The 25,672-nt window shown below is 59.8% G+C and carries 26 protein-coding genes; 13 read left to right on the top strand and 13 right to left on the bottom strand.

Annotated features, from left to right (window positions below; genetic code table 11):
• Positions 1-17 precede the first annotated feature (17 nt).
• A complete protein-coding gene (gene ligA, locus GA0061102_RS22115) occupies positions 18-2,171 on the top strand; it encodes an NAD-dependent DNA ligase LigA (protein WP_092853256.1) in 2,154 nt (717 codons plus the stop codon).
• 40 nt (positions 2,172-2,211) lie between these two features.
• Here the strand turns inward: ligA and GA0061102_RS22120 are convergent, their stop codons facing one another.
• On the bottom strand, positions 2,212-2,748 hold the full coding sequence (locus GA0061102_RS22120) for a GNAT family N-acetyltransferase (protein ID WP_092853258.1): 537 nt from the start codon (positions 2,746-2,748) through the stop codon (positions 2,212-2,214).
• A 318-nt stretch (positions 2,749-3,066) separates the two neighbouring features.
• On the opposite strand from GA0061102_RS22120, the gene GA0061102_RS22125 reads away from it, so the two are divergent.
• The 3 genes from GA0061102_RS22125 to GA0061102_RS22135 all read left to right on the top strand — a co-directional run bounded on the left by GA0061102_RS22125 (position 3,067) and on the right by GA0061102_RS22135 (position 4,552).
• Positions 3,067-3,390, top strand: coding sequence for an ArsR/SmtB family transcription factor (locus GA0061102_RS22125; protein WP_092853260.1), 324 nt, complete (start codon positions 3,067-3,069; stop codon positions 3,388-3,390).
• 38 nt (positions 3,391-3,428) lie between these two features.
• A complete protein-coding gene (locus tag GA0061102_RS22130) occupies positions 3,429-3,872 on the top strand; it encodes an SRPBCC family protein (RefSeq protein ID WP_092853262.1) in 444 nt (147 codons plus the stop codon).
• A 185-nt stretch (positions 3,873-4,057) separates the two neighbouring features.
• Positions 4,058-4,552 carry a CreA family protein gene (locus GA0061102_RS22135; RefSeq protein WP_092853264.1) on the top strand — a complete coding sequence of 165 codons (495 nt, stop codon included), beginning with the start codon at positions 4,058-4,060 and terminating at the stop codon, positions 4,550-4,552.
• Positions 4,553-4,819: 267 nt separating this feature from the next.
• Here GA0061102_RS22135 and GA0061102_RS22140 read toward each other — a convergent pair whose 3' ends face one another.
• Positions 4,820-5,284, bottom strand: coding sequence for a chemotaxis protein CheW (locus tag GA0061102_RS22140; protein WP_092853322.1), 465 nt, complete (start codon positions 5,282-5,284; stop codon positions 4,820-4,822).
• Here GA0061102_RS22140 and GA0061102_RS32985 point away from each other — a divergent pair.
• The 5 genes from GA0061102_RS32985 to GA0061102_RS22160 all read left to right on the top strand — a co-directional run bounded on the left by GA0061102_RS32985 (position 5,271) and on the right by GA0061102_RS22160 (position 10,916).
• On the top strand, positions 5,271-5,435 hold the full coding sequence (locus GA0061102_RS32985; RefSeq protein WP_208858687.1) for a hypothetical protein: 165 nt from the start codon (positions 5,271-5,273) through the stop codon (positions 5,433-5,435). The two genes, GA0061102_RS22140 and GA0061102_RS32985, sit on opposite strands and share 14 nt — an antisense overlap.
• 307 nt (positions 5,436-5,742) lie before the next feature.
• Positions 5,743-6,345, top strand: coding sequence for an SCO family protein (locus tag GA0061102_RS22145; protein WP_092853266.1), 603 nt, complete (start codon positions 5,743-5,745; stop codon positions 6,343-6,345).
• A gap of 8 nt (positions 6,346-6,353) precedes the next feature.
• On the top strand, positions 6,354-7,496 hold the full coding sequence (locus GA0061102_RS22150; protein ID WP_092853268.1) for an FAD-dependent oxidoreductase: 1,143 nt from the start codon (positions 6,354-6,356) through the stop codon (positions 7,494-7,496).
• 20 nt (positions 7,497-7,516) lie between these two features.
• On the top strand, positions 7,517-8,395 hold the full coding sequence (locus tag GA0061102_RS22155) for a 50S ribosomal protein L11 methyltransferase (RefSeq protein WP_092853270.1): 879 nt from the start codon (positions 7,517-7,519) through the stop codon (positions 8,393-8,395).
• A gap of 685 nt (positions 8,396-9,080) precedes the next feature.
• The gene (locus tag GA0061102_RS22160; RefSeq protein WP_092853324.1) at positions 9,081-10,916 is read left to right on the top strand and encodes an aminopeptidase P family protein; all 1,836 of its coding nucleotides are present in this window, start codon (positions 9,081-9,083) and stop codon (positions 10,914-10,916) included.
• 51 nt (positions 10,917-10,967) lie between these two features.
• Here GA0061102_RS22160 and GA0061102_RS22165 read toward each other — a convergent pair whose 3' ends face one another.
• Both GA0061102_RS22165 and GA0061102_RS22170 read right to left on the bottom strand, forming a co-directional pair.
• Positions 10,968-11,279 carry an AzlD family protein gene (locus tag GA0061102_RS22165; RefSeq protein WP_092853272.1) on the bottom strand — a complete coding sequence of 104 codons (312 nt, stop codon included), beginning with the start codon at positions 11,277-11,279 and terminating at the stop codon, positions 10,968-10,970.
• Between the two features lie 2 nt (positions 11,280-11,281).
• Complete coding sequence (locus GA0061102_RS22170) at positions 11,282-12,004, bottom strand: AzlC family ABC transporter permease (RefSeq protein WP_092853274.1); 723 nt, start codon at positions 12,002-12,004, stop codon at positions 11,282-11,284.
• A gap of 245 nt (positions 12,005-12,249) precedes the next feature.
• On the opposite strand from GA0061102_RS22170, the gene GA0061102_RS22175 reads away from it, so the two are divergent.
• Entirely contained in the window at positions 12,250-12,501 is a 252-nt protein-coding gene (locus GA0061102_RS22175; protein ID WP_092853276.1) for a DUF2164 domain-containing protein, read from the top strand.
• 7 nt (positions 12,502-12,508) lie between these two features.
• Here the strand turns inward: GA0061102_RS22175 and panB are convergent, their stop codons facing one another.
• The 3 genes from panB to GA0061102_RS22190 all read right to left on the bottom strand — a co-directional run bounded on the left by panB (position 12,509) and on the right by GA0061102_RS22190 (position 15,184).
• The gene (gene panB / locus GA0061102_RS22180; protein WP_092853278.1) at positions 12,509-13,330 is read right to left on the bottom strand and encodes a 3-methyl-2-oxobutanoate hydroxymethyltransferase; all 822 of its coding nucleotides are present in this window, start codon (positions 13,328-13,330) and stop codon (positions 12,509-12,511) included.
• 1 nt (position 13,331) lies between these two features.
• Positions 13,332-14,207, bottom strand: a complete 876-nt coding sequence (panC, locus tag GA0061102_RS22185; RefSeq protein ID WP_092853280.1) for a pantoate--beta-alanine ligase — start codon at positions 14,205-14,207, stop codon at positions 13,332-13,334.
• A 272-nt stretch (positions 14,208-14,479) separates the two neighbouring features.
• On the bottom strand, positions 14,480-15,184 hold the full coding sequence (locus GA0061102_RS22190) for an SDR family oxidoreductase (protein WP_092853282.1): 705 nt from the start codon (positions 15,182-15,184) through the stop codon (positions 14,480-14,482).
• A gap of 124 nt (positions 15,185-15,308) precedes the next feature.
• Here GA0061102_RS22190 and gcvA point away from each other — a divergent pair, with 124 nt between their 5' ends.
• Positions 15,309-16,199: a transcriptional regulator GcvA gene (gene gcvA / locus GA0061102_RS22195; RefSeq protein WP_092853284.1), complete on the top strand. Its 891-nt coding sequence runs from the start codon at positions 15,309-15,311 to the stop codon at positions 16,197-16,199.
• Positions 16,200-16,330: 131 nt separating this feature from the next.
• Positions 16,331-17,722: a polysaccharide biosynthesis protein gene (locus tag GA0061102_RS22200; protein ID WP_092853286.1), complete on the top strand. Its 1,392-nt coding sequence runs from the start codon at positions 16,331-16,333 to the stop codon at positions 17,720-17,722.
• Positions 17,723-17,831: 109 nt separating this feature from the next.
• Here GA0061102_RS22200 and GA0061102_RS22205 read toward each other — a convergent pair whose 3' ends face one another.
• The 4 genes from GA0061102_RS22205 to gstA all read right to left on the bottom strand — a co-directional run bounded on the left by GA0061102_RS22205 (position 17,832) and on the right by gstA (position 21,912).
• Positions 17,832-18,917, bottom strand: a complete 1,086-nt coding sequence (locus tag GA0061102_RS22205) for a glycosyltransferase family 4 protein (RefSeq protein ID WP_092853326.1) — start codon at positions 18,915-18,917, stop codon at positions 17,832-17,834.
• A gap of 79 nt (positions 18,918-18,996) precedes the next feature.
• Entirely contained in the window at positions 18,997-19,620 is a 624-nt protein-coding gene (gene pncA, locus GA0061102_RS22210) for a bifunctional nicotinamidase/pyrazinamidase (protein ID WP_092853288.1), read from the bottom strand.
• 111 nt (positions 19,621-19,731) lie between these two features.
• Positions 19,732-21,015, bottom strand: coding sequence for a sugar MFS transporter (locus GA0061102_RS22215; protein ID WP_092853290.1), 1,284 nt, complete (start codon positions 21,013-21,015; stop codon positions 19,732-19,734).
• 261 nt (positions 21,016-21,276) lie between these two features.
• A complete protein-coding gene (gene gstA / locus GA0061102_RS22220) occupies positions 21,277-21,912 on the bottom strand; it encodes a glutathione transferase GstA (protein WP_092853328.1) in 636 nt (211 codons plus the stop codon).
• A gap of 149 nt (positions 21,913-22,061) precedes the next feature.
• Between gstA and GA0061102_RS22225 the strand changes: the two genes are divergently transcribed.
• Positions 22,062-22,424, top strand: coding sequence for a winged helix-turn-helix transcriptional regulator (locus GA0061102_RS22225; protein WP_092853292.1), 363 nt, complete (start codon positions 22,062-22,064; stop codon positions 22,422-22,424).
• On the opposite strand, the gene GA0061102_RS22230 is transcribed toward GA0061102_RS22225, so the two are convergent.
• Positions 22,404-22,688, bottom strand: a complete 285-nt coding sequence (locus tag GA0061102_RS22230; RefSeq protein ID WP_092853294.1) for a GIY-YIG nuclease family protein — start codon at positions 22,686-22,688, stop codon at positions 22,404-22,406. The two genes, GA0061102_RS22225 and GA0061102_RS22230, sit on opposite strands and share 21 nt — an antisense overlap.
• Positions 22,689-23,077: 389 nt before the next feature.
• Complete coding sequence (locus GA0061102_RS22235) at positions 23,078-25,543, bottom strand: ATP-dependent helicase (RefSeq protein WP_092853330.1); 2,466 nt, start codon at positions 25,541-25,543, stop codon at positions 23,078-23,080.
• Positions 25,544-25,672 lie beyond the last annotated feature (129 nt).

Genomic DNA, 25,672 nt, shown 5'->3' on the forward strand with positions numbered 1-25,672 from the left:
TCGGGGAGTGTCGATTCATGAGCACCGAACAAAAGCCCGTCGAAGATCTGACCGAAGAGGAAGCGGCCGCCGCACTTGCCTATCTGGCCGCGGAGATCGCACGCAACGATGCGCTTTATCATAGCAAGGACGCGCCGGAGATCTCGGATGCCGACTATGATGCGCTGAAGCGGCGCAATGACGCTATCGAAGCCCGGTTCCCGGCTTTGATTCGCGCCGACAGCCCATCGCGTCGGGTGGGTGCAGCACCTTCGGAAACCTTCGCGCCTGTCGTTCATGCGAGGCCGATGTTGTCGCTCGACAACACGTTTTCGCAGGAAGATGTGGAGGATTTCGTCGCGAGCGTCTATCGCTTCCTCGGCCGGCTTCCGGACAATTCGATTGCCTTTACCGCTGAGCCGAAGATCGATGGTCTTTCCATGTCGATCCGCTACGAGAATGGGCGGATGGTGAGTGCTGCAACGCGCGGCGACGGCACGACCGGCGAAAATGTCACCGCCAATATCAGAACCATCCAGGAAATTCCCCAGACGCTGCCCGCAGGCGCGCCCGCTATTGTCGAGGTTCGCGGCGAGGTTTACATGGCGAAGAGCGATTTCCTGGCGCTCAATGCGCAGATGGAGGCCGAGGGCAAGCAGGCCTATGTCAACCCGCGCAACACCGCGGCGGGCTCGCTGCGTCAGCTCGATGCGAAGGTAACGGCGAGCCGCAAGCTAAAATTCTTTGCCTATGCCTGGGGCGAGATGTCGGACATGCCGGCCGATACGCAATATGACATGGTGCAGGCCTTCAAATCGTGGGGCTTTCCCGTCAATCCGCTGATGGCGCGATTGAATTCCGTCGCCGATATTCTCGGCCATTATGAGGAAATCGGCCTGCAGCGACCCGATCTCGATTATGATATCGACGGCGTGGTCTACAAGGTCGATAGCCTGGAACTTCAGGCTCGCCTTGGCTTCCGCTCGCGCTCGCCGCGCTGGGCGACGGCACATAAATTTCCCGCAGAGCAGGCGTTCACACGTCTCGTCGACATCGATATCCAGGTCGGTCGCACCGGCGCGCTGACGCCGGTCGCGCGGCTTGAGCCGATCACGGTCGGTGGTGTCGTCGTCACCAATGCGACGCTGCACAACGCCGATTACATCAAGGGTATCGGCAACAAGGGCGAGCCGATCCGCGATGGCCGCGATATCCGCGTCGGCGATATGGTGATCGTGCAGCGAGCAGGCGACGTCATCCCTCAGATCGTCGATGTCGTGATGGAGAAGCGTGAAGCGTCGAGTGCGCCCTATGAGTTTCCCAGGGTTTGCCCGGTCTGCGGCAGCCACGCAGTGCGGGACATCAACGAAAAGACCGGCAAGGTCGATGCCGTGACCCGCTGCACCGGCGGCTTTATCTGTCGGGCGCAGGCGACCGAGCATCTCAAGCATTTCGTCTCGCGCAATGCCTACGATATCGAAGGTTTGGGCTCGAAGCAGATCGATTTCTTTTTCGAGAGCGAAGATCAGGCACTGCAGATCAGGACCGCGCCTGACATCTTCACTCTTGAGAAGCGCCAGCAATCGTCGCTTGCGAAGCTGGAAAATATCGACGGCTTCGGTAAGGTCAGCGTCGGCAAGCTTTATGCTGCCATCAATGAGAGGCGGCAGATTGCCTTGCACCGCTTCATCTTCGCGCTTGGCATCCGTCATGTCGGCGAGACGACCGCCAAGCTGCTTGCACGCTCCTACGGCACTTACCAAGCCTTCGAGGTGGCGATGAAAGAGGCGGCCCCGCTTTCAGGCGATGCGTGGAACGACCTCAACAATATCGAGGGTATCGGCGAGGTGGTGGCGCGTGCGATCGTCGAATTCTACAAGGAGCCGCGCAATACCGAGGTGATCGCAAGCTTGCTCAAAGAGGTGCAGCCTCAGGAGGCCGAGCAGCCCGTGACATCCGGGAGCCCAGTTGCCGGCAAGACAGTTGTCTTCACCGGCTCCTTGGAAAAGTTCACCCGCGATGAAGCCAAGGCCAAGGCAGAGAGCCTAGGCGCCAAGGTTTCCGGCTCGGTGTCGAAAAAGACCGATATTGTCGTAGCAGGACCGGGCGCTGGTTCGAAGCTCGACAAAGCGCGGGAGTTCAACGTCCAGATCATGACCGAGGACGAGTGGCTGGATTTTATCGGCGGATAAGAGATGGCGGCGGGATCGTGACCCACCGCCCTTCGATCGTTCAGAGTCTTAAGCGCGCCATCGTGAAGGCGTCCACATATTCGCCGTTACGGAATGCAAAAGCGCGCAGGCGTCCTTCGGTTTCGAAGCCGAATTTCTCGTAGAGCCGGATCGCCGGTGCATTGTCGACAAAGACGGTGAGTTCCAGGCGCTTGATCGCCAGCCAGTTGTCGGCGCTGTCGACAAGCGCGGCAAGAAGCGCCGAGCCGACGCCGCAGCCCGTGAAATCGTCGTGCACACCCATGCCGATCTGGCCGATGTGCATCCGTCGTCCGGAAAGCCGGTTGAGGCCGGCATTGCCGACGACTTGTTCGTTGACCTCCGCGACAAGGCGGGTCGAGTTGGGGGCGGGCTTTTCCAGCCATTCCCGGGTTTCCTCGACGCTTTGAAAGGGCAGGCGCAAGGTGCCGGCGCGGAAACCGGGAAGATTGGCGATCGCCGCGATCGCTTCGGCATCGGACGGCCGCGTCGCACGGATCTCGATCGGGCCGACTTTGCCTGATCGTCGCTTAACGGGCTCTTGTTCGTCGAAAGACATGGGCTCTCCTTGGTATTGGGGAGGAGAGCAAGGAGATTTCAACCCTGCTCGCCTCGGCAGGGTTGAGATGGATCGCAGTTAGCTCAGCGCAACACAGCTTCCACTCGCCCTGCAAAGGGAGAGATGGTGATAAGATGCATTGCCGTGGTGCGAATTGCGATCATGGAGCGATGATCCGATGCGATGGGGTCGTTGTCAATTGTCTTCCTCCAATTTTGCTACCATCGATTACGGCTGTGCCCTCCAAAGATTACTTGACAGGCAACCATTTGGTTGCCTATAAGAGAGATATAGGCAACCAAATGGTTCCGTATTGATATGAATGACGACGCGGTTTTCAAGGCTCTGGCGGACACCAGTCGGCGGCAATTGCTGGATCGACTCCATGAGCACAACGGCCAGACGCTGAACGCGCTTTGCGAGGATCTGGCCATGACCCGACAGGCAGTGGCGAAGCATCTCGCCATTCTGGAGGAGGCCAATCTGGTGTCGACCGAGAGACAGGGGCGGGAGAAGCTGCATTTCATCAATTCGGTGCCGATCAACGAGATTGCCGAGCGTTGGATCAGCAAGTTCGAGCGCCGGCAGCTGAGCGCGCTTTCGGCATTGAAGAAGGCTCTTGAAGGCGAGGGCGGTTCATAGGCCCGAGAAGCAAGAATAGTGAAACAAGGAGAAATGACATGACTGGAAGCAAGTTCGTCTACGTCACATTCATCCGCACTTCGCCGGAGAAGCTCTGGTCGGCACTGACGACACCGGAGTTCATCAGGCAATACTGGTTCGACATGACGCACGAGACCGATTGGAAGGTCGGCTCGCCGTGGAAGATGCTTTTTCCCGATGGCCGCATCGCCGACACGGGGGAAATCGCCGAATTCGAACCGCCGCGGCGCATCGCCTTCAAATGGCGCAATGAGTTCAGACCAGAGCTGAAAGCCGAGGGCTGGTCGCGTTGCGTCATGGAGTTGGAGCCCGCCGCCGACGCCGTCAAACTGACGGTCACCCACACGATCGAGCTTGAGAATTCGAAGTTCATCGAAGCGGTCTCCGGTGGCTGGCCGAAGATATTGTCCAATCTCAAGTCGCTGCTGGAAACGGGCAGGATCGCGATCGAGAACAAGTGAGAGCCGCCTCTCCTCCATGTTGGGAAGCGCCGTTGCCTTGGCGATGGCGCCTCTCGACGAGAATTGCCGTCGATGCCTTTTAACGGGCACTGCTTTGCGAGCCGCAGTCTCTTGCATCGGTCATTCGCCGTCTTACCTTAGCGGAGCCGCTCTCGCTCCCTGCGGCTGATGTTGGAGGATGATCGATGACCTCACTGAAATTCTGCGCCGCCATTGCCGCATCTTTCTTGACCCTGGCGCCTGTTTCCGCCTCTGCCGAGGTGGTTGGCAAGGTTGGCGTGGACTGGACGGGTAACGATATTCTGGTCGATGCCGTGCCGGATCCGCAAGTCTCGGGCATCACCTGCCATGTGACCTATTTTGATCGCAGCGTCATTGACCGATTGCGCAAGGGCAACTGGTTCGAAGATCCCTCCAACAATTCCATCGCCTGCCGCCAGACCGGACCGATCGAGATCGGCAGTATCAACCTGTCGCAGAGCGGCGAGGAAGTGTTCCGCGCCGGATTGTCGCTTATCTGGAAGAAGCTGGTTGTCACCCGCATCTACGACAAGAAGAACGATACGTTGGTCTATCTCATCCACTCACGCCAGCTGACGGATGGGTCGGCTAAAATGGCGATTTCGACGATACCTCTGTTCGGCCAGAACGTTAACTGGAAGAACGGCAAGCCAAAATAGAGTTACCAGAATACCTCAATGACAACCGATAGAAGGATAGTACCAAAAAAAGTCATACTCTTGGGTTGTCGAATTCCTTCTGGTTGCTTTCGGTCTGCACCTTTTTGATGCAATTTCGAAAATGAACAAGGGAGGTGACTCTTCCGCTTGTTCACGGCCTGCTGACTGGCGCGTTGGCTACACCCCTGCCAATGCTGGTCACACAAAAATCGATCGCCCTGAAGCGAGGCTCCAGGGCGATTTTTATTTTGTGCTAACTTCTTGAAGTTACGCGGCTTGTGCCAGCTGATCGGCAATGATCGTGTCGAGGTTGAGGAAGCAGACCATCGATTTCTCCAGGGCCACGATGCCTCGGCAGAAGGCGCGCTGTACCTCCGGAATGATCTCCGGCGCCGGCTGCAGATCCTCGCTCTTGATGGTCATCATGTCGGAAACTTGCTCGACCAGCAGGCCGACGAGCTTGCCGGCGATATCCGTGACGATAATGGCTGAGCGCTCGGAGGGCTCCGTCATCTTCATGCCGAGGCGGCAAGCCATGTCGATGACCGGGATTACGGCGCCACGCAGGTTGATCAGGCCGAGCACATAAGGCGGCGTATGCGGCATCGGCGTCACGGGCGCCCAGCCGCGGATTTCGCGGATGGCCATGATGTCGATGCAGAACTCCTGATCGCCGAGGTGGAAGGAGACGATTTCCAGATAGGCGCCGGCTTGTTTGATGGCGTTCGTCATGATTGAAGGCTTCCCGTTTGGCGCCGCTGGCAAGCGGCGCTGGCGATTGAAAAGAAAGATCGGCTGGAGCGGCTTGAGCAGCGGCAGCATCCGGTGCTTCGGCGGGAAACGCCTGGCTGTACCCGGCGGGCGTCATGCCCTTCTGAAGTAAATCGGTCTGCCGTGCGTTCCGGCAGTGATGGCCGAAGTCGAGCTCGACATTTGCGATAGATGTTCGCGCGGACTGGTTAGGATTGCTTTAACACTGAAACAGAATTTATCTGTGCGTGCCTGCGAGATGCACGTGCGGGGGAATGCGGAAGCACTTGAAGTAGCGGCTCGCTCGCTGCGGCAATTTCGGCTTGTTCGGCACGTCTTCTTGAATTGCGTCCTCTACTTTGAGCCGCTACACCCGACAGGTAGATCGACGCCACCGGCTTTCAGGTGCCGTCGCCGGGGTTGGATGAGGAATGGCAGTCATGAGAAGCGTGCGAATTGGTGTCTGGGTGGCCGTATTGATCGTCGCCGGCATATTGGGCTGGCTGAGCTTCGGCGGCGGCAAGACGCCCGAGGTAGCCGCAGCGGGGCCGTATGGCGTGCCCTTCACGCTGGTCTCGCAGAGCGGCCAGCCGATCAGCGAGCAGGCATTTCGCGGCAAGCCTTCGGCGGTGTTCTTCGGCTATACGCATTGTCCGGATGTCTGCCCGACGACCCTGTTCGAGCTGAACGGTTGGCTGGAGAAGGTCGATCCGGACGGCGCCAAGCTCAATGCCTATTTCGTAACCGTCGATCCCGAGCGCGACACGCCCGAAATCATGAACCTGTATGTCTCCAACGTGTCCAAGCGCATTACAGGCGTTTCGGGCGACCCCGCCAAGGTGATGGATATGATCAAGGGATTCCGGGTTTACGCCAAGAAGGTACCGGCGGATGAGAAGCAGCCGAACGGCGATTACACGATGGACCATACCGCTTCGGTCTTCCTGCTCGATTCGTCCGGCGGCTTTGCCGGAACCATCGCCTATCAGGAGGATCCGGACGTGGCAGTGAAGAAGCTGGAGAAGCTGATCAAGAAGGGATAGGGGCTTGGATGGGAAACGGGGCTAGCAAGGAAAGAAGATCCATTCTGATTGCAGGAGCGGGGCCTGCCGGTCTCACGGCGGCGCTCGAGCTTGCGCGGCGCGGCTTTGCGCCACGCATCGTCGATGACGGCTCCGGCCCGACGCCCGCCGAAGAGAGCCGCGCTCTTGGCGTCAACGCCCGCACGCTGACATTGCTTTCTCCCTCGGGTGTCGCGGAGCGCATTATCGACGCTGCCCAATCCATAGATCGTTTCCGTTTCCATTCCGGCGAAAAGACGCTTTTCGAGCTGGATCCAAGGCAGGTGAGCGGCCGCTTCAGCGCCATTCGCGGCTTGGCTCAGGGTCATACGGAACGTCTGCTGATGGAGGCGCTTGCGAGTTATGGTATCGCGCCTGAATGGCAGACGGCGGTCGTCGCGAGCGAGATTGCCGATTTGCAGAAGCCGGAGGTCACGCTTCGGCACCCGGACGGCGGGATGGAAACGGTTCGCCCAGACATTCTGGTCGGTGCCGACGGTGCCCACTCCGTCGTGCGCAAGGCCATGGGAGCAGGCTTCCCGGGCGAGGCGCTGGAGGCCTATTTCTATCTCGTTGACTTTCGCTATGCCGGCCCGATCGATACCCATTTCGGCGATGTTTCGGTCTTGGATCCCGGCATGATCGGCCGCTTGCCGGTGGCATCGGATGTCATTCGCTATATTTCGACGCTGGAGGATTTCGAAAGCCGGATCGTTCATCCCGCAGTAGTTGCCGAAAGGATCTGGGCCTCGCAGTTTCGCGTTCATTTTCGTCATGTCGAGCCGATGGCCAAAGGCAATGTTTTTCTGGCTGGTGATGCCGCCCATATCCATTCGCCGGCCGGCGCGCGCGGCATGAATCTCGGTATCGAAGATGCCTGCTGGCTTGCCTGGCTCATTGCGGAAGGCCGCGAACAGGAGTATTCGGCGCTAAGAATTCCCGCCGTAAAACAAGTGTTGAAGCAGACTTATGGCCTGACGCGACTGATCACCATGACAAATCCGCTGGCAATCGCGGCGCGCAATCTTTTTGCACCGCTGCTTTTGCGCTTCGGACCGGCGCGACGGACCCTGCTTCGGAGTATAGCCGGTTACGATACGCCAAGGCCGCCTTGGATCGACTGGGCCGAGTAAAAACGAGAAAGAGCGACGAGTTGAGCGAAATCCGCCTTTATGTGACGACAACAGAGAAAGAGGCAGGGCAGATCCTTGACCTGATGACGCCGGTTTTCGAGGATGAGGAACTGCCGATCGCGACGACCGAGATCGACGAGAAGAAGGATATCTGGGAAGCCTCCATCTATCTGTATGCCGACGACGAAGAAGATGTCCGCAGCCGTTTTGAGGCGCTCCTGAAGCCGAATTTCTCCGGATTGTCCGTCCAAAAGGAAGTCATCCCCGATATCGACTGGATTGCCAAGTCGCTGGAAGGGCTGAAGCCCGTGCGCGCCGGACGCTTCCTCGTTCACGGCTCGCATGATCGCGACAAGGTCGGCGCAAGCGATATCGCCATCGAGATTGAAGCCGGGCAGGCTTTCGGCACCGGCCATCATGGAACGACGGCGGGCTGCCTTGAGACGATCGAGAAGGTTCTTGCCAGCCGCCGCGTGCGCAATGCGCTCGATCTCGGCACCGGTAGCGGCGTTCTGGCGATCGCGGTGCGCAAGCTGCGCAATATTCCGGTTCTGGCGACCGATATCGATCCGGTTGCGGTCCGCGTCGCGCGGGAAAACGTCCGCGGCAACGGGATCGCTTCGGGTATCGCATTGGAGACTGCGCCGGGGTTTCACTCCACGGCCTTTTCTCGCCATGGCCCCTTCGACCTGATCATCGCCAATATTCTGGCGCGCCCGCTCATCAAGATGGCGCCGCAGCTGGTGGCGCATCTGGCGCCGGGCGGCTCGGTCATTCTTTCCGGTATCCTGGCCGAGCAGCGCTGGAAGGTTTTGGCGGCTTATAACGGCGTTCATCTGCGCCATGTGCGCACGATCTGGCGCAATGGCTGGGTCACCATCCATCTCGACCGGCCCTGAGCCGGTCACTTCCTGCCGATCCGATTGCAAGCAAATAAAAAAGGCGGTGCCGAGGCACCGCCTTGAGACCGGCTTTCGCCGATCTTGCCCGCGAGCGTGTGTGGAGGAGTGCTCAAGCGGGCTCTAGCGTTCTGATCGTGATCCGGGAGGGAGGAGGAGAACCGGATTGCGATCGCTTAGAACGCGTAGCTTGTAAACTTCTTAGCGGTGACCGCCGCGGCTTGCGCCGATTGCCCTCGAGGTTTCGACTTCGAGCTGACGAAGCAAGCCAACGGAGTGGCGTACGGTACGACGCTCGCCAGCCAGCGCCGGGCTAACATATGCGGAGCGAGTGATAGACATTGTCTTTAGTCCTTAGTTTGAGCGGGTTCTTCGCGAACCCCGTTTGATGTGGCGGATATAGCGACTCGCCCGCTTGCGTGGCAGGGGGGAGGCTTCATGGGAGCTATGCGCGATATGCATGTTTCGTGCCGTGAAGTTGTCATATTTGGTCAGCGATGCTCATGAAATGGGCGGATTCGTTAACGGCATCGAGGGCGGATTCGGCAAGGGAGCAGGCCCGAGCCGCTATCGCGCAGACAGTTTTCAGCCGCTTCCGAAAATCACATCGCGCTTCCGACAATCATGCTCTAACATACTGGCACAATTCGGTTTCACGGATTCTCCACCAGTCTTGGATCAGCTCATGTTTCAGTCTTTCGACGTCACTTCCACCCCGCAATTCGGTCGCGAGCGCGTTACTGGCTTACGTGCCGCCTTCGGTGATCTTGGCATTGACGGCTTCCTCGTGCCGCGTGCCGACGAGTATCAGGGCGAGTATGTGCCCAAATGCTCGGAGCGTCTCGCATGGCTCACGGGCTTCACTGGCTCGGCAGGTGTTGCGCTTGTGACACACTCTCAGGCCGTGGTCTTCGTGGATGGCCGTTATGTCACGCAGCTTGCCGAGCAGGCGGATCGCAGCGTTTTCACCGGCGGCGATCTCGTGAACGAGCCGCCGCATATCTGGCTGCCGCGCCATGCCAAGAAAGGCTTCCGGCTCGGCATCGATCCGTGGCTGCATACGGGAGCTGAAGTGCGCCGCCTGGAAAAGGCCTTGGCTGAGATCGACGGTAAGCTCGTCTTCCTCCTCTACAATCCGCTCGACAAGCTCTGGACGGACCGGCCGGCCGAGCCGCTCGGCGGCGTCATCATTCAGGATATCGGCCAGGCCGGCGTTTTGGCCAAGGATAAGCTTGCGACCATCGCGGCCAACCTCAAGGAAAAGAACCTCAAGGCGGTTCTGATCACCGATCCGTCTTCGGTCGCCTGGATTTTCAATATCCGCGGCAGCGACGTTCCGCACACGCCGCACCCGCTGGCGCGTGCCATCATCCATGCCGAGGGCGCAGCGGAACTCTTTCTCGACAAGCGCAAGACCAAGGTCGAGGCGGAGGCCTATCTGGCACAGATCTGCAAGCAGCTGCCGCCCGCTGAGCTCACCAAGCGCCTGGCCGCGGCTGCGGCGAATGGTGGGCGCATCCTCGTCGATCCGGATCTGGCTCCCTATACGCTCATGGACATTATCCGTCGCGAGGGCGGCGAGATCGTCGAAGGCAGCGATCCTGCCAAACTACCGCGTGCCTGCAAGAATGCCGCCGAAATCAACGGCTCGGCGGCCGCTCATTTGCAGGATGGCGCCGCCATGGTCGAATTCCTCTATTGGCTCGAGACGAGCAAGCCGGGAACGGTCACGGAGATTGCCGCGGCCGAACGGCTGGAGGCCTGCCGCGCCCGTGTCGGCGAGAGCATGCAGAACCCGCTGAAGGACATCTCCTTCGATACGATCTCCGGCGCCGGTGAGCATGCTGCCGTCATCCATTACCGCGTGACGACGGCGAGCGATCGGATGATCCAGGCGGGCGAATTGTTCCTGATCGATTCGGGCGCGCAGTACATCAACGGCACGACTGATATCACTCGCACCGTCGGCATCGGAGCAGTCTCCGAAGAACAGAAGCGTCTCTTCACGCTGGTGCTGAAGGGAATGATCGCGATCAGCACGGCACGTTTCCCCAAGGGGACGCGCGGCTGCGATCTCGATCCGCTGGCGCGCATCGCGCTCTGGAAGGCAGGCGTCGATTATGCCCATGGCACCGGCCACGGTGTCGGTTCCTATCTTTCCGTGCATGAGGGACCGCAGCGCATCGCCCGGCTTGCCGTGCAGGAGCTGCTTCCGGGCATGATTCTTTCCAACGAACCCGGCTATTACCGTCCCGGCCACTTCGGCATCCGCATCGAAAACCTGATCTATATCCGAGATCCGGAGGGGATCGAAGGCGGCGACATGCCGATGCTGGGTTTCGAGACGCTGACTTTCTGCCCGATCGATCGCAGCCTGATTCTCGTCGAGCTGCTGACGCACGACGAGCTGCATTGGCTGAACGAATATCACGTCAGGACGCGCGAAGCGCTGATGCCGCTGATCCATGATCACGACATCCGGGCATGGCTGGAAAATGCCACGCTCGAGCTGAAACACTAAGGAGTAGGAGCCCCATCCCGACTCAAAAACGGGATGGGGTCTCTTAACGTTTCAGGCGCCGACGGAATGGCGCCATGCCATCACGACGATCCACCCTGCGACCAGCATATAGGTCGAAGGATAGCGCAGGCCGACGAGAAGGGCTGCGAGCATCGCCACTTTGATATCCCAGCCGCCGATGAAGAAGGCAGGTGCGACGAGGGTCGTGAGGACCGCGGCGGGCACAGCATTTAGCGCCGCTTCGACGCGAGGCGGAATGCGGGTCATCTTGACGATGAGGATGTAGCCGCCGATTCGCGTCAGGAAGGTCACCACGGCCGCAGCCGCAATCAGCAGGACCATATGCGGATTGAAATCGAACATGGTCAGACCTCGTGGTTTTCGTGGACGAGGTCGGGCTTGCGGTTCGCCTTTATCGGCGGCAGCATCGCGGCAAGGGCGACGCCGGCAAGCGCGCCGATGCTGACATGCCAGGGCGAGCCGACATAGCGATATGCGATGGCGGATGCCACGGCACTGGCGGCCACGACCGGCAGGAAGTTGTCCCGCTTGCGAAAGCCCATGACGATGCCGAGGAAATAGATCGGCAGCAGGATATCGAGGCCGATGGCCTTCGGATCGCCGATCAGGCTCCCGAGCAGGCCGCCGATCAGGCTGATAACCACCCAGGGAATGTAAACCATCGCCGCAAAGCCCATGTACCAGGCGAAGGTCACCGCCTTGCCGCTTTCATGCCGCTTGATCGTTTCGGCAAATTGCGGATCGACGAGAAGGAAGAAGGTGAAGAACTTCTCCACAACGGAAAAGTACCTGATGTAGCGCGCGATCGCAGCCGAATAGAGCACATGACGGAAGTTTACCGCCAGTATCGACAGGACGATGAGCCAGGCCTCAACCTTGTGGCCGAATAGATCGAGCCCCACCATCTGGCTGGCACCGGCATAGACGGTGCCGCTCATCAGGGTCAATTCGCCGAGCGACATGCCTTGATCGCGGGCCAGCGCGCCAAACAAGGCGCCGAAGGGCGCCGCAGCAAGGCCGACGGCAATACCACCCTTCGTGCCTTCAAAAAAATCCGCGCGACTCATCGTCCGCTCTATCCTTTGTGGAAAACCCGGTGGTTTCGTCCGGGTGCCGCATTTGGAGTCCGGCACGCAGATCGAGCGCGAAGTACAACATCATCGCACCCCTTGCGCATCTGCCCCCGAGCGCTGTTCAATGGCGAGAGCTGTAAGCCGTGAGCGCGGAAGCAGCAATTCAATTTACTTGATGGATTAATTGATTTTCTTGAAGCAGTTTCTTGGGTCTGCTTGCGAAATGGGAGATGCGGAGAATGAAGAAGATCACCTTCACGAAGGAAGAGAAGGCAGCGATCGTCGCTCGTCTTCAGCGCTATTTCTCCGAGGAACTCGATCAGACGCTTGGAACATTGCCGGCCGAGTTCTTGCTCGATTTCCTCACGACCGAGATCGGGCCATACTATTACAATCAGGGCCTGCGCGATGCTCACGCAGCGCTGATGAGCAAGATGGAGGACTTCGGCGAGGCGATCTATCTGCTTGAAAAGGAGCCTGCCAAGGGCTGACAGAGTCTCATTTCTTTGGTTGGAAAGTGTGTTCGATGGCCGGGAAGGTGCGTGCCTTCACTTCCTCGGCATAGGCTTCTGCTGCTTTCGAGACCAGGGGTGCCAATTCGGCAAAATGCTTGACGAAACGCGGCTTGAAATCGTTGAACAGGCCAAGCATGTCGTCGGAAACAAGGATCTGCCCATCGCAAGCCGCAGATGCGCCGATGCCGATCGTCGGAATCGCGACCGCGGCGGTGATCTCGCGAGCGAGTGGCTCGATCGTGCCTTCGATCACCATGGCAAAGGCGCCGGCCTCCGAGATCGCCTTGGCATCGTGGCGGATCTTGCTTGCTTCCTTGTCCGAGCGTCCGAGAGAACGATAGCCACCGGTCGTATTGACCTGCTGCGGCATCAGGCCGACATGGCCGAAGACCGGAACTCCGCGAGAGGTGAGGAAGGAGACGGTTTCCGCCATTTCCTCGCCGCCCTCCAGCTTCACGCCGTCGCAACCCGTTTCCTTCAGGATGCGGGCGGCATTGCGAAAGGCCTGTTCCTTCGACTCCTGATAGGAACCGAACGGCAGGTCGACGATGATGCAGGCGTGCTTTGCGCCGCGCATGACGGCCTGGCCGTGGGCGATCATCATCTCCATCGTGACGCCGACCGTCGTCTCCATGCCATAGAGCACCATGCCAAGGGAATCGCCAACCAGCAGCAGGTCGCAATGCGGGTCGAGCAGGCGGGCAATCGGTGTCGTGTAAGCCGTCAGGCTGACGATGGGTCGCGTGCCTTTCATAGCTGCAATGGCGGCAGGCGTCTTGCGCTTGGTGTGTCCGACAGTGCTCATCTCAAGCGGTCCTTTCGTTGGCGGACGGCTTGCGACCGATGACTCGATTGTCGAGCAGGCGGGTGGTACCGATGCGTACGAACAGGGCGACGAGTACGGGCTGGCCTTGCAGTTTCGTCAGTTCTTCCAGTGTGTCGGGATGGCGGACGGCGGCGACTTCGGCGGTGGCAAGCGGCTCCTTTTCGATGAAAACCCGCAGTGCTTCCTCGAATGCGGATGGATCGTCGACGCCAAGGCCATAGAGCCTTTCGGCTTCCGCCAACGTATTCGGGACGACGACGGCGGCGGCGCGCTCTTCCTTCGAGAGATAGACGTTGCGTGAGGACAGGGCCAGGCCATCCACATCGCGAACGGTCGGCACCGGCACGACGCGAACCGGCTGCGCCAGATCTTCGACCATGCGGCGGATGATCGCCACCTGCTGATAATCCTTTTCGCCGAAATAGGCGCTGTCCGGCTGGACGATATTGAAGAGCTTGGTGACGACGGTTGCGACGCCGGCAAAATGGCCTGGGCGAACGGCGCCCTCCAGCTCCGCGCCGAGCCTCGGGACATCGACCAGCGTCTCCATCGGGCGCGGATACATATCGGTCACGTCGGGTGCGAAGAGGAAATCGACACCGGCGTCGCGCAGCATGGCGCTGTCGCGCTCGAGATCGCGCGGATATTTCGCCAGATCCTCATTGGCGCCGAATTGCAGTGGATTGACGAAGATCGAGGTGACGACGATGTCGTTCTCGGCTTTGGCGCGGGAGACCAGCTCCATATGGCCGCCATGCAGATAGCCCATGGTCGGCACGAGGCCGATCCTGCGGCTGGACTTGCGATGCTCAGCAAGCCGTTCGCGCAAGGCGGCAATCGTGCTGATGACGTTCATAGTGACACTCCTCCCAAGGCAGCGCCGTCCCACGCCGCCCGTTTCCGTCCCCTGAATTCGCGGGGGCCTTCTAACGTGTGCAGTGCAAAAAAGCAATTCGGGAGCGGCAAGCGCCACCGGCTGCGGCGTCGCTTTCGACCTACGAGGTTCGCAACTCTCGGCGCCGGCAAGTCAGGGACGGCTTAATCTCCGTCATTATACTCCAAACGAAAACGCTCCCCCAGGCAAGGCTCGGGAGAGCGAAAGCGAAATGGTTGGATCTCTTGCCGGGACTAGACCGAGCGGGTCAATCCACCGTCGACCTTGAGATTTTGGCCGGTGATGTAACCGGCGCCGTCGGAGGCGAGGAAGGCGACGGTGGCGGCGATTTCGGCGCTGGTGCCGTAGCGCTTCATCGGCACGCTGTCGCGGCGCTCCTCGGTTGACGGCAGGCTGTCGATCCAGCCGGGCAGGACATTGTTCATCCGCACATTATCTGCGGCATAGGTGTCGGCGAAGATCTTCGTGTAGGAGGCAAGGCCCGCGCGGAATACGGCAGAGGTCGGGAACATTGGCGAGGGTTCGAACGCCCAGGCGGTGGAGATGTTGACGATGGCGCCGGACTTCTGCCTTTGCATGATGGGAGCGACGAGGCGGACCGGACGGACGACGTTCATCAGATAGACGTCGAGGCCAGTGTGCCACTGCTCGTCGGTGATCTCGAGGATCGGCGCGCGCGGGCCGTGGCCGGCGCTGTTGACGAGCACATCGATCCGTCCCCACTTCTCCATCGTGGCATCGACGAGGCGCTTCAGATCGTCATTGGACTGGTTGGAGCCGGTGACGCCGATGCCGCCGAGCTCTTGCGCAAGGGTCTCGCCCTTTCCGGAGGACGACAGAATAGCCACCTTGAATCCATCGGCAGCAAGGCGTCTGGCGCTTTCGGCGCCCATGCCGCTGCCGCCTGCGGTGATAACAGCCACTTTTTCTATCGACATATGTGATTCCTCCATCGTGCTGGTCTGGAAAGGCTGATTGCTTCAAACTCTCCGATGAAATATCATTTTCTTCACGCGAGGACGAAGCAGTTAAGCTCTCGATTGTCAGTAGAAAAACTATCGCATGAACGGTTTACTCGGTAAACTTCCTTCCCTGAATGGCCTAAAGGCATTTGAAGTGTCCGCGCGGCATCATAGCTTCACGCTGGCTGCCGAGGAACTTGGGGTGACGCAGGGCGCGGTAGCACAGCAGGTCCGCGGGCTGGAAGCGGAGCTTGGCGTCAAGCTGTTCGAGCGCATGCCGCGGAGCTTGGTTTTGACGGGCGAGGGGCGCGGCTACATCGCCGATATCAGGCGCGCCTTTGAAATTATAGCCCAGGCAACGGGTGATCTCAGGCCGCAACCCGTCAGGCTCACCATCAGCACCACGCCGACATTCGCATCGAAATGGCTGATCCCGCGCCTGCCGGATTTTACGGCCCGTCATCCCGACCTCGATCTTCATATCCTTGCGACAGAGCGCATGTCCGGCTTTCAGGCGGATGGGGTGGATCTTGCCGTTCGCTACGGGCGTCCGCCCTTCGGACCGGGATTGGCGACCGAGCTGCTCTTCGAACAGGAGATCATTGCAGTTTGCAGCCCGGCACTACTGCGGGATCGGGAGCCGCCGAAGACCTCGGAGGAGCTTGCGGGCTATGTGCTGCTCCATGACGCCCATAATTCCTGGCCGGAATTCATAGACAGGCACTTCGGAGGGGCGGCGCAGGCTTCTTACAAGGGGATCAGCTTCAGCCAGACATCGCACGCCATCGAGGCCGCCATTGCCGGGCAGGGCATCGTGCTTGCCAATCGCGATTTCGTTGCGCAAGACTTGGCTGAGGGTCGCTTGACGCAGATCATCGAGGGATCGCTGAGCGGCCCCTCCGATTTCTACCTCGTCTGGCCGCGCTATCGGAAATCGGCAGCCTTGGAGACGGTTATTGCCTGGATGAGCGAAGAGGCGAGACGGAAATAGAAGCACCGTGTCCCGACGCCGCCAGCGCGCTGCCTTGCCGGTAGTACTCGCCGGAGGCGACGATCATCCGGCTCAGGATTCCTCCGTTTCGGATTAGCGCTTTTCTCAATCTTTTGCTGTTAGCTGACAGCATGGCAAAGATTGTGGCATTGGCAGCATATTTCTATCAGGCGGCAGTGGCCTTCGGGCTGCTGATCGCGGTGGCGCATCTGCTGACGCCGGCGGACTATGCGGCCTATTCGCTTTTCATAACGATCAGCCAGTTTGCGGCAATCTTCTGCTTCGAATGGATCCGCTATGCCTGCAGCCGTTTCTATCCAGGTTCGGCGCCAGGGAGCGAGGCTTTGGAGCGGAAGGCGTTGACCATTGAATTTGCCGCATGCGCAGCAATCTGCCTGGTTGCGGCCTCGGCCTCGATGTTCTTTTCGGTTCCGGGAGAGATCGCGGTGCTCGGCGGCCTGGTCGCGGTTCTCCAGGGCGGCAGCGATCTGCACCTCACCATGCTGCGCTTCCGTCAGGAATTTCGCGCCTTCTCGCGCCTGCAGGGATCGCGCGCTACCATTCTTGCTGTCGGCACGCTCGCCGGGGCAGTCGTTGCTCCGAACTTCACCTCTACAATCGTTGGGCTGCTGGCAGGCTATCTCGGCTATGGCCTATGGGCTGTGTTTCTAACCCGCGACAACCTGCACGAGGCTGCCCGCTTCGAGCCGCCGCTGGTCCGCAAGCATTTCGTCTATGGCAGTGTTGCGGCCAGCGCGTCGGTGCTCGGTATGCTGGCGCCACTGGGCTTGAAGTCAATCCTGACGGCGGCGCTGGGGGCCGGAGGGGCGGCAGGCGCACTGCTGGCGCTCGATCTCTTGCAGCGGCCATTCGTGCTGATCGTTTCGGCCTTGCAGGCCATCCAGTATCCGGACGTGGTCGCCTCCTATGATCGCGAAGGAGCGACACCTGCCTTCAGGAAACAGCTCGGTGACTACTACTCTCTGCTGACTGGCCTTACGCTGATGACGGCAGCCGGCATCTTCGCCTTGTTGCAACCCGTGGCGCAACTGGTCATTTCTGCAGGTATGCGCGATGGCTTTCTGACGGTCGCACCTTTCGTGATCGGCCTTTCTGCATGCCGCGCCCTGACGTTCAACATGTCGCCGACGCCTGCGCATCTGCAGCACCGGTTGCTGACGATTTTCCTGCTCGCCATGGTCGACTGCGTGCTGTTGAACCTTGGAACGCTTGCTGGCGGTTATTTCGGCTCGTTCGGCGATGCTGCTCTCATGGGCGGCGGCATGGTCGGCGCGTTGTTTGTAATGGCGATCGGGGTAAAGGTACTCATGTCGCTGCCTTTCGATTTCGTCTGGCAGCCGGTCATCCTCTCCGCCATTGGTCTCGCCGTGCCGGTACTGGCCACTGCAGGCTTCGACTATTCGCTCTGGCTATCGGTTTCTGTAGGCGTAGTTGGCGGCGCGCTCTTCTGCCTGCTCGGCCTCTATAGCTATTTCGTCACCATGTTTCGGCCGCAAGCCTGATCTTAGGGTGTTTCCGCTTTTCTTCGAATCGTGAAAATGCCCTATCTTCTTGTTTACGCATTCCGGACGGAAAACCGCTGCGCACTTTTCCTGGAAGTGCACTGGCTTTTCAGAGAGCTTCCAGCATGGACAGCACGCGTTCGGCGCTGCCATCCCAGGAAAAGCGGGCGACATTCTCATGGCCGCGCCGTCGCAGATCCTCGCGCAGTGCATCATCCGTGGCGATCCTTTGCATAGCAGTGACAAGCTCTTCCTGTCGCGTCGGGTCGAAATAGAGGGCGGCACCGCCCGAAGCTTCGCGGACGGCGGGGATATCGGCTGCGAGCACCGGGCAGCCCTGCGTCATGGCTTCCAGCGGCGGGATGCCGAAGCCTTCATAGAGGCTCGGAAAGACGAAGGCCGTGGCATGGCGCTCCAGCGCGGCGATTTCCGCGTCCGTAAGGCGGCCGGGAAAAAGCAGCCGGTTATTGGACTGTTGACCATCCGACTTGAACACGGTCGGGGCCGTGCCGCCGACAACCACGAGCTTCTGGTTTTCGTCATCAAGCGCCTCGAAGGCGCGGATGGCGAAGTCGAGGTTCTTGTTCGGCTTCATCGTGCCGACGAGAAGGAAGAAGCCGTTCGTTTTCAATCCGAGCCGCTCGATGATGGTTTCATCCGGCTGGATGGCGGCAAAATGATCGACGGCATTGTAGACGACGTCGATGCCATTGGCGGAGACGCGGAAAACCGACGCGATCTCCTCGCGCGAAAATTCCGAGACCGTGCCGATCTTGGCGGTGCGCGTCAGCACCGTGCCCAGCGCGCCGTGCAGCAGGCGGTAGCTGCGCTTGAAGGATTGCGGATGGCGGAAAATCGTGACGTCATGGATGACGACCGCCTGGCGGCGATGCAGGAGCGGGCCGCTGCCGCCGAAGCCGATCAGACGGCTGCCGCGCGAGCGCGAAAGCAGCGATGTCTGTTCCCAGAGGTGACCAGGACCGGAACCGAAGGAATCGACCTCAATGGCGGAAAGCCCAATGTCGACGGGCGTATTGCGCGGCACGGCCAGCCGCCATCTTGCGCCCTTCAATGCGGCGGGCACTGAACCTGCCGCGATCTTTCGGTCGAGCGCCAGCGTCAGCTCGCGCGCAAAGCGCTGCACGCCGGATAATGGCTGGCCGAGAAACCGCCCATTGATAGTGATCGATTGCACGCGAAGGCCCCGATATCTCATTGATCGGGAGCAGTTTGCATAATTTTCCTTAGGGAAGGTTTAGCGTCGCAGATTGATTTTAGGCAAGCGCATCGTTGCTATCGATGATTGCGACGCCTCGCGCACGCATTTCCTCTATTGCCGCCTCGACGCCGGCGGGGTCGATGCCGCGGCTCGCATCCTCGATGAAGCGGACGGAAACGCCGGGTAGCATTTCGACGGCGTCGAGAGCCGAGAACTTCACGCAATAATCCGTCGCCAATCCGCAGAGATCGAGCGCGGTAACGCCTTTATCACGCAGATAGGCCGCAAGACCCGTGAGGGCCGCCTGGTCGTTGTCGCGGAAAGCGGAGTAGCTATCCACTAGGGGATTCTGACCCTTCTGCTGAATGAAATCGACGGCGTCGACATGGAGATCGGCGTGGAATTCGGCATCTTCGGTATTTTGGACGCAGTGGTCGGGCCACATCATCTGCGGCTTGCCGGAGAGCGTGCCTATTTCGAACGGCTTCTTGCCGGGATGAGCAGAGGCGAAGCTGCCGTGACCGGCCGGATGCCAGTCCTGCGAGGCCACGATCATATCGTATTTGCCGCTGTCTATGAGCTCGTTGGCGACGGGCACCACCAGGTCTCCGTCGGGAACTGGCAGGTTGCCGCCGGGGCAGAAGCCGTTCTGGATGTCGATGAGCAGCAGTGCTTTCATGGGGCCTATCCTTCCGTCTTGTTGCGCTGCACGATGCCAAGCGGCACGCTTCGGATCAAGCCCCTTGCGCCCCGCCGATCGAAGCGGCGAGGCGCAATGGTTGGCGAAGGCTTACGCGGGCTTATGGCCCTTGAGGCCATAGAAGGCGATATAGACGTAGCAGATGATCGGCATCAGGAAAGCGAGGTGGATGCCGACGGTATCGGCAAGGCTGCCCTGGATGATCGGCAGGACGGCGCCGCCGACGATGGCGAGGCACAGGATACCCGAGCCCTGGCTCGTATATTTGCCGAGGCCATGCAGCGCCAGGCTGAAGATCGTCGGGAACATGATGGAGTTGAACAGGCCGATTGCCAGCACCGACCACATGGCGACATGGCCCGTGGTGAGCACGGTTACAACTAGCAGGATGATGACGATAGCAGCGTTGAAAGCGAGCGCCTTACCGTCGTCGATCTGGCGCATGATCAGCGAGCCGACGAAGCGACCGATCATGGCGCCGCCCCAAAAGTAGGAGACATAATGGGCGGCATCGGCCTCGGAGAGATGGGCTATGTCAGGCTGGCTGAGGAAATTGACGAGGAAGCTGCCGACGCTGACCTCGGCGCCGACATAAAGAAAGATGCCGATGGCACCGAGCACGAGATGGCGATATTGCCAGGCCGAACCGCCGCCGCGCATCGGCTCGACGGTTTCCTCGTCTTCGACCTCGGGAAGCTTCAGCGCCGCAAAGACGGCGGCGAGTACAAGGAAGGCCGCGGCAAGAAGCAGGTAGGGAAGCTTTACCGCGCCGGCCTCGGCAAGCCGCATGGCATCGAGCTGCTCAGGGGTAGCATTGGTGGCCACGACGGTGGCGGCGGACAGGATCAGCATGGCGCCGAAGAGCGGCGCAATCGTCGTGCCGAGGGAGTTGAAAGCTTGCGTCAGGTTGAGGCGGCTGGCGGCCGTATCAGGCGGTCCCAATACGGTGACATAGGGGTTTGCTGCGACCTGCAGGATCGTGATGCCAGTTGCGAGCACGAAGAGCGCGCCGAGGAAAAGGGTATAGACGCGATAGCTTGCGGCCGGGATAAACAGCGCGCAGCCGACCGCCGCGATCGAGAGGCCGACGACGATGCCCCACTTGTAGGTGATGCGCTTCACAAGCGCTCCGGCCGGCAGCGACACGATGAAATAAGCGCCGAAAAAGCAGAGCTGGACGAGCATCGACTGGGTGTAATTGAGCTGAAAGACGCTCTTCAGGTGTGGCACCAGAATGTCGTTCAGGCAGGTGATGAACCCCCACATGAAAAAGAGTGAGGTGAGTGCGATAAGCGCGAATTGGTAGTTGCCCTGGCCTTGATGTGCGGATGCACGGACGCTGGTGGGCGCAGAGCTTGTTGCTGATCCAGCCACTTTTTTATCCTCGGTTCTTGTTGTTGCCAGGCTCCGATATTTGAGCCGGAATGGGCCGAAATACGAACTGGCAGCGGCTTACCGAGGTGCCACGGGAGACGCGGAACCCCGAAGCCGCTAAAACCGATATAATCGATTAGACCTATATTGGTAGCGTGCTAGCGATGCCGATTTTGCAATGCAGCAATGCGGGAACCCGCAAGTTCTGAGCTGAGATCATGCTCCCCGTCATTTCCAGTGCCGACGGGAAGCATCTCGCTATCAGTCGAAGGTCAATCCCTCTTCGGCGATAGATTTCCGCACGGTATCGCGTTGTCTCACGCGGGCATACCAGGCCTTGAGATGATCGAGTTCATCGAAGTGGATCCTGGCTTTGTAATAGGACTTGAGCCATGTGGCCTGGCCCCATCCCGTCAGCGCAAACAGATAGGCATCGGCAACGGTAAAATGATCGCCCATCAAAAAGGGACGGTCAGCGAGGTGCGCGTCGATCCATTGAAATCGTTTTTCGAGCTTCGGCCTCACGGTCTCGACATAGTTTCCCGCCAACCGCGCATAGAGAAGAGGAATGAAGCCCTTGTGGATTTCCGTCGACAGGAAACCGAGCATTTCCTGCAGCTTGTAGCGCTCCATCGTGCCGGCGGCGGCGGCCAACCGGGCTTCGGGTTTCAGGTCTGCCAGATATTGGACGATAGCCGGCCCCTCCCGCAGAAAGTTGCCATCTTCGAGCTCAAGAACAGGGACATAGCCGTGCGGATTGATGTCATGGAAATCCAGCCCAGTTTCGGTCTTGTGAGTGGTGTGATCGACCTTGATCAGCTCGACCTCGAGGCCAAGTTCATTGATGACGATATGGGGCGAGAGCGAGCAGCTTGCGGGTAGATAGTAGAGTTTCACTGGGGTCTCCATGGTGTTTTCCGGTGTCAGCTTTCGCTTGGAAAGACTGTCGCTGAACCATGTAGTCCGCTTGGTATGGAATAGTAAGAACGGAAAAGTTTGACATCTAGGTACAAAAATTATACCGCCAGGCACATGAGGTGTGCACCATGAAAAAGACCGTGACCGGATGCTCCGTCGAGGAGGCGATGCATTTGCTGGGAGGACGCTGGCGACTGCTGATCGTGTCTTATCTGGTCGATGGGCCACAGCGCTTCAACGAGTTGCGGCGGCTGATGCCGGGGATTTCGCAAAGGATGCTAACGCTCGATTTGCGCGCGCTGGAGGAGGCGGGTCTTATCAATCGCACGGTCTATCCGACGATTCCCGTGAGGGTCGAATATTCGCTGACGGAAGATGGCTCCCGCCTGGAGAAGGTGGTGGCCGTGGTCAAAGAATTTGGGCTTTGGCTCAAGGATCGGGATGCGCAGGTGCTGGGAGCGCGTGAAGTCTCACCACAGCTCATAATATAAATCACGCCAATCGGGATTTGCTTTCTCAATCAGCTCGATCTTCCATTGGCGATACCAGCGTTTCAGAGACTTTTCTCGCTGTATGGCCGAAACAATGTCTGCGTGATCTTCATACCAGACGAGCCGGGTGCATCCATATTTCCAAGCGAATCCGGGTGTCAGAGCCTCACGATGCTCGTAGATGCGGCGTTCAAGGTCGGCTGTGACGCCGATGTACAAAGTGCCTCGTTTGTGGTTGGTGATGATGTAGGTATATCCACCCATGCGTGTAGGATGCGCATAGAGATGACGGGCGTCAAGAGGCAAGATTGCGGATGGTATACGGGCTTGCGGACGACATGTGGATGATAGAGATTAGTGTTCTCGTTTGCCACCGCAGCATACCCGCACTTCGTCATCCTCGGGCTTGATCCGAGGATCCAAGCACAAGCCTTGTTGCGTGTGACAATGATGGCGGTTTCTGCGGCCATCCGCCCAGTACTGATGGCTCCAAGAGGGCATACATATTCGAGAGGTGTGCCTGTACGTGGATCCTCGGGTCAAGCCCGAGGATGACGGAGGGGGTGGCGATATTCGAAGCCTACGGCGGGTCCCGTCCTCACGCCGAATATTGATGCGGCGCCCCTGGTTCCAAACCAGAAGACCTAACCCAATCAAACCCTCTCCACAAACCCATCCAGCACGCGCTTCTGTCCCGCGCGGTCGAATTCGATCGTCAGCTTGTTGCCCTCGATCCCCGAAACATTGCCGTTGCCGAATTTGATGTGAAAGACGCGGTCGCCGACCATGAATTTGGAGGGTTCGGAGGAGGTGGATTTGGCCACCAGTTCGCCATCGATCGTGCGCACCTTCGGGCCGCTTTCGCCATAGCCGATGCGTTCCACGGCGTGGCCGGAGCGACTGCCCCAGTTGTCGCGCGTTGCATCGTTGCGGTTTGCCTGCGCGCGTTTCCAGCCCGGCGTGGAATAGGAATTGGCGAAGGGATCGGCCTTGTCGAAGCGGGACTGGCCGTAACCGCCGCGGCCATACCCGCCATAGGACTGCTCGACTTCGGCGACCTGAACATGCGTTTCCGGCAGTTCGTCGAGGAAGCGGGAAGGGATGGTGGACTGCCAAAGGCCGTGGATGCGGCGGTTGGAGACGAACCAGATGTGGCAGCGGCGCTTGGCGCGGGTGATGCCGACATAGGCGAGGCGGCGCTCTTCCTCGAGGCCGGCGCGGCCGCTTTCGTCGAGCGAGCGCTGGTGCGGAAACAGGCCTTCCTCCCAGCCGGGCAGGAACACGGTCTCGAATTCCAGACCCTTGGCGGAGTGCAGCGTCATGATCGAGACGGCATCGAGGTTTTCGTTCTGTTCGGCATCCATGACGAGGGCGACGTGCTCGAGGAAGCCGCGCATGGATTCGAAACTATCCATGGAGCGGATGAGTTCCTTGAGGTTTTCCAGGCGTCCCGGCGCTTCCGCCGATTTGTCGTTCTTCCACATGTCCGTATAGCCGGACTCTTCGAGGATCTGTTCGGCAAGCTCTGTATGCGGCGTATTTTCGAGCAGGCCCTGCCAGCGGCGGAAGGATTGCACGACGTCGAACAGCGCCTTGCGCGCCTTCGGCTTCATCTCGTCCGTTTCGATGATATCGGCCGCTGCCGCCAGCATCGGGATATCTCGGACACGGGCATAATCGTGCAGGGTGCGCACGGTGGTGTCGCCGAGGCCGCGCTTCGGCGTGTTGACGATGCGCTCGAAGGCAAGGTCGTCGGCCGGCTGGCAGACGAGGCGGAAATAGGCCATGGCATCGCGGATTTCGAGACGCTCGTAGAAGCGCGGGCCGCCAACGACGCGATAGTTCAAGCCAAGCGTGACGAAACGGTCTTCGAACTCGCGCATCTGGAAGGAGGCACGCACGAGGATGGCGATGTCGTTGAGATTGTGCTTGTTGCGCTGAAGCTGCTCGATCTCTTCGCCGATGGCGCGGGCTTCTTCCTCGGAATCCCAGGAGGCGTGCACCTGCACCTTGATGTCGTCCGGATCGGAGCGGTCGGTGAACAGCGTCTTTCCGAGCCGGCCCTCATTATGGGCGATCAGATGCGCGGCAGCTCCGAGAATATGCTCGGTGGAGCGGTAGTTGCGCTCCAGCTTGATCACCTTGGCGCCGGGAAAATCCTTTTCGAAGCGCAGGATATTGTCCACCTCGGCGCCGCGCCAACCGTAGATCGACTGGTCGTCGTCACCGACGCAGCAGACATTCTGCAGCTCACCCTTCGGTCGCTGCGCCAGGAGGCGAAGCCACATATATTGCGCCGTGTTGGTGTCCTGATACTCGTCGACCAGGATGTAGCGGAAGCGCTGGTGGTAATCCTTCAGGATGTCCGGGTTCCGCCGGAACATATTGATCGGATGCAGCAAAAGGTCGCCGAAATCGCAGGCGTTCAGCGTCTTCAGACGGTTCTGATAGGCGGCATAGAGCTCGCGGCCCTTGCCGTTGGCAAAGGCGCGGGCGTCGCCCTCCGGAATATCGGCCGGGCTGAGACCCTTGTTCTTCCACGTGTCGATCATGCCGGCGAACTGCTTGGCCGGCCAGCGCTTGTCGTCCAGCCCTTCAGCCTGGATCAACTGCTTGATCAGGCGGATGACATCGTCCGTATCGAGAATGGTGAAGCTCGAGGTGAGCCCGACCAGCTCGGCATGACGGCGCAACAGCTTGACGCCGATCGAGTGGAAGGTGCCGAGCCAGGGCATGCCTTCGACCGCACCGCCAACGAGCAGCGCGATACGTTCCTTCATCTCGCGCGCCGCCTTATTGGTGAAGGTCACCGCAAGGATCTGGCTGGGGAAGGCGCGGTTGGTGGACAGGATATGGGCGATGCGGGTCGTGAGCACGCGCGTCTTGCCGGTGCCGGCACCTGCAAGCACCAGAACGGGGCCGTCCAGCGTCTCGACCGCTTCCGCCTGCTCGGGATTGAGGCCCGAGAGATAATCCGGCCGGCGGCCGCTGTCGCGCGCTGCCATGGCGCGGGCGGCAATGCCGCCGCCACCGCTACCGGCGGCCGGCGCAGGACGGCGCGGTGCCAGATGTTCCGGCTCCTCGTCAAAGAAAGGAATGTCGTCATGTCCGATGGTCATGCGGCCCAATGTAATGATTCTACCCCGAAAGGCAAAAGAAACGGGCCGAAACTAGAACAAAAAGTGCACATTCACAGGCTTACGGCGGTGTCAGAAGGCTGATTTCCCCGCTCGAAACAGCGTATGGAG

The organism is Martinezella miluonensis (assembly GCF_900094545.1).
Classification (GTDB): Bacteria; Pseudomonadota; Alphaproteobacteria; order Rhizobiales; family Rhizobiaceae; genus Rhizobium; species Rhizobium miluonense.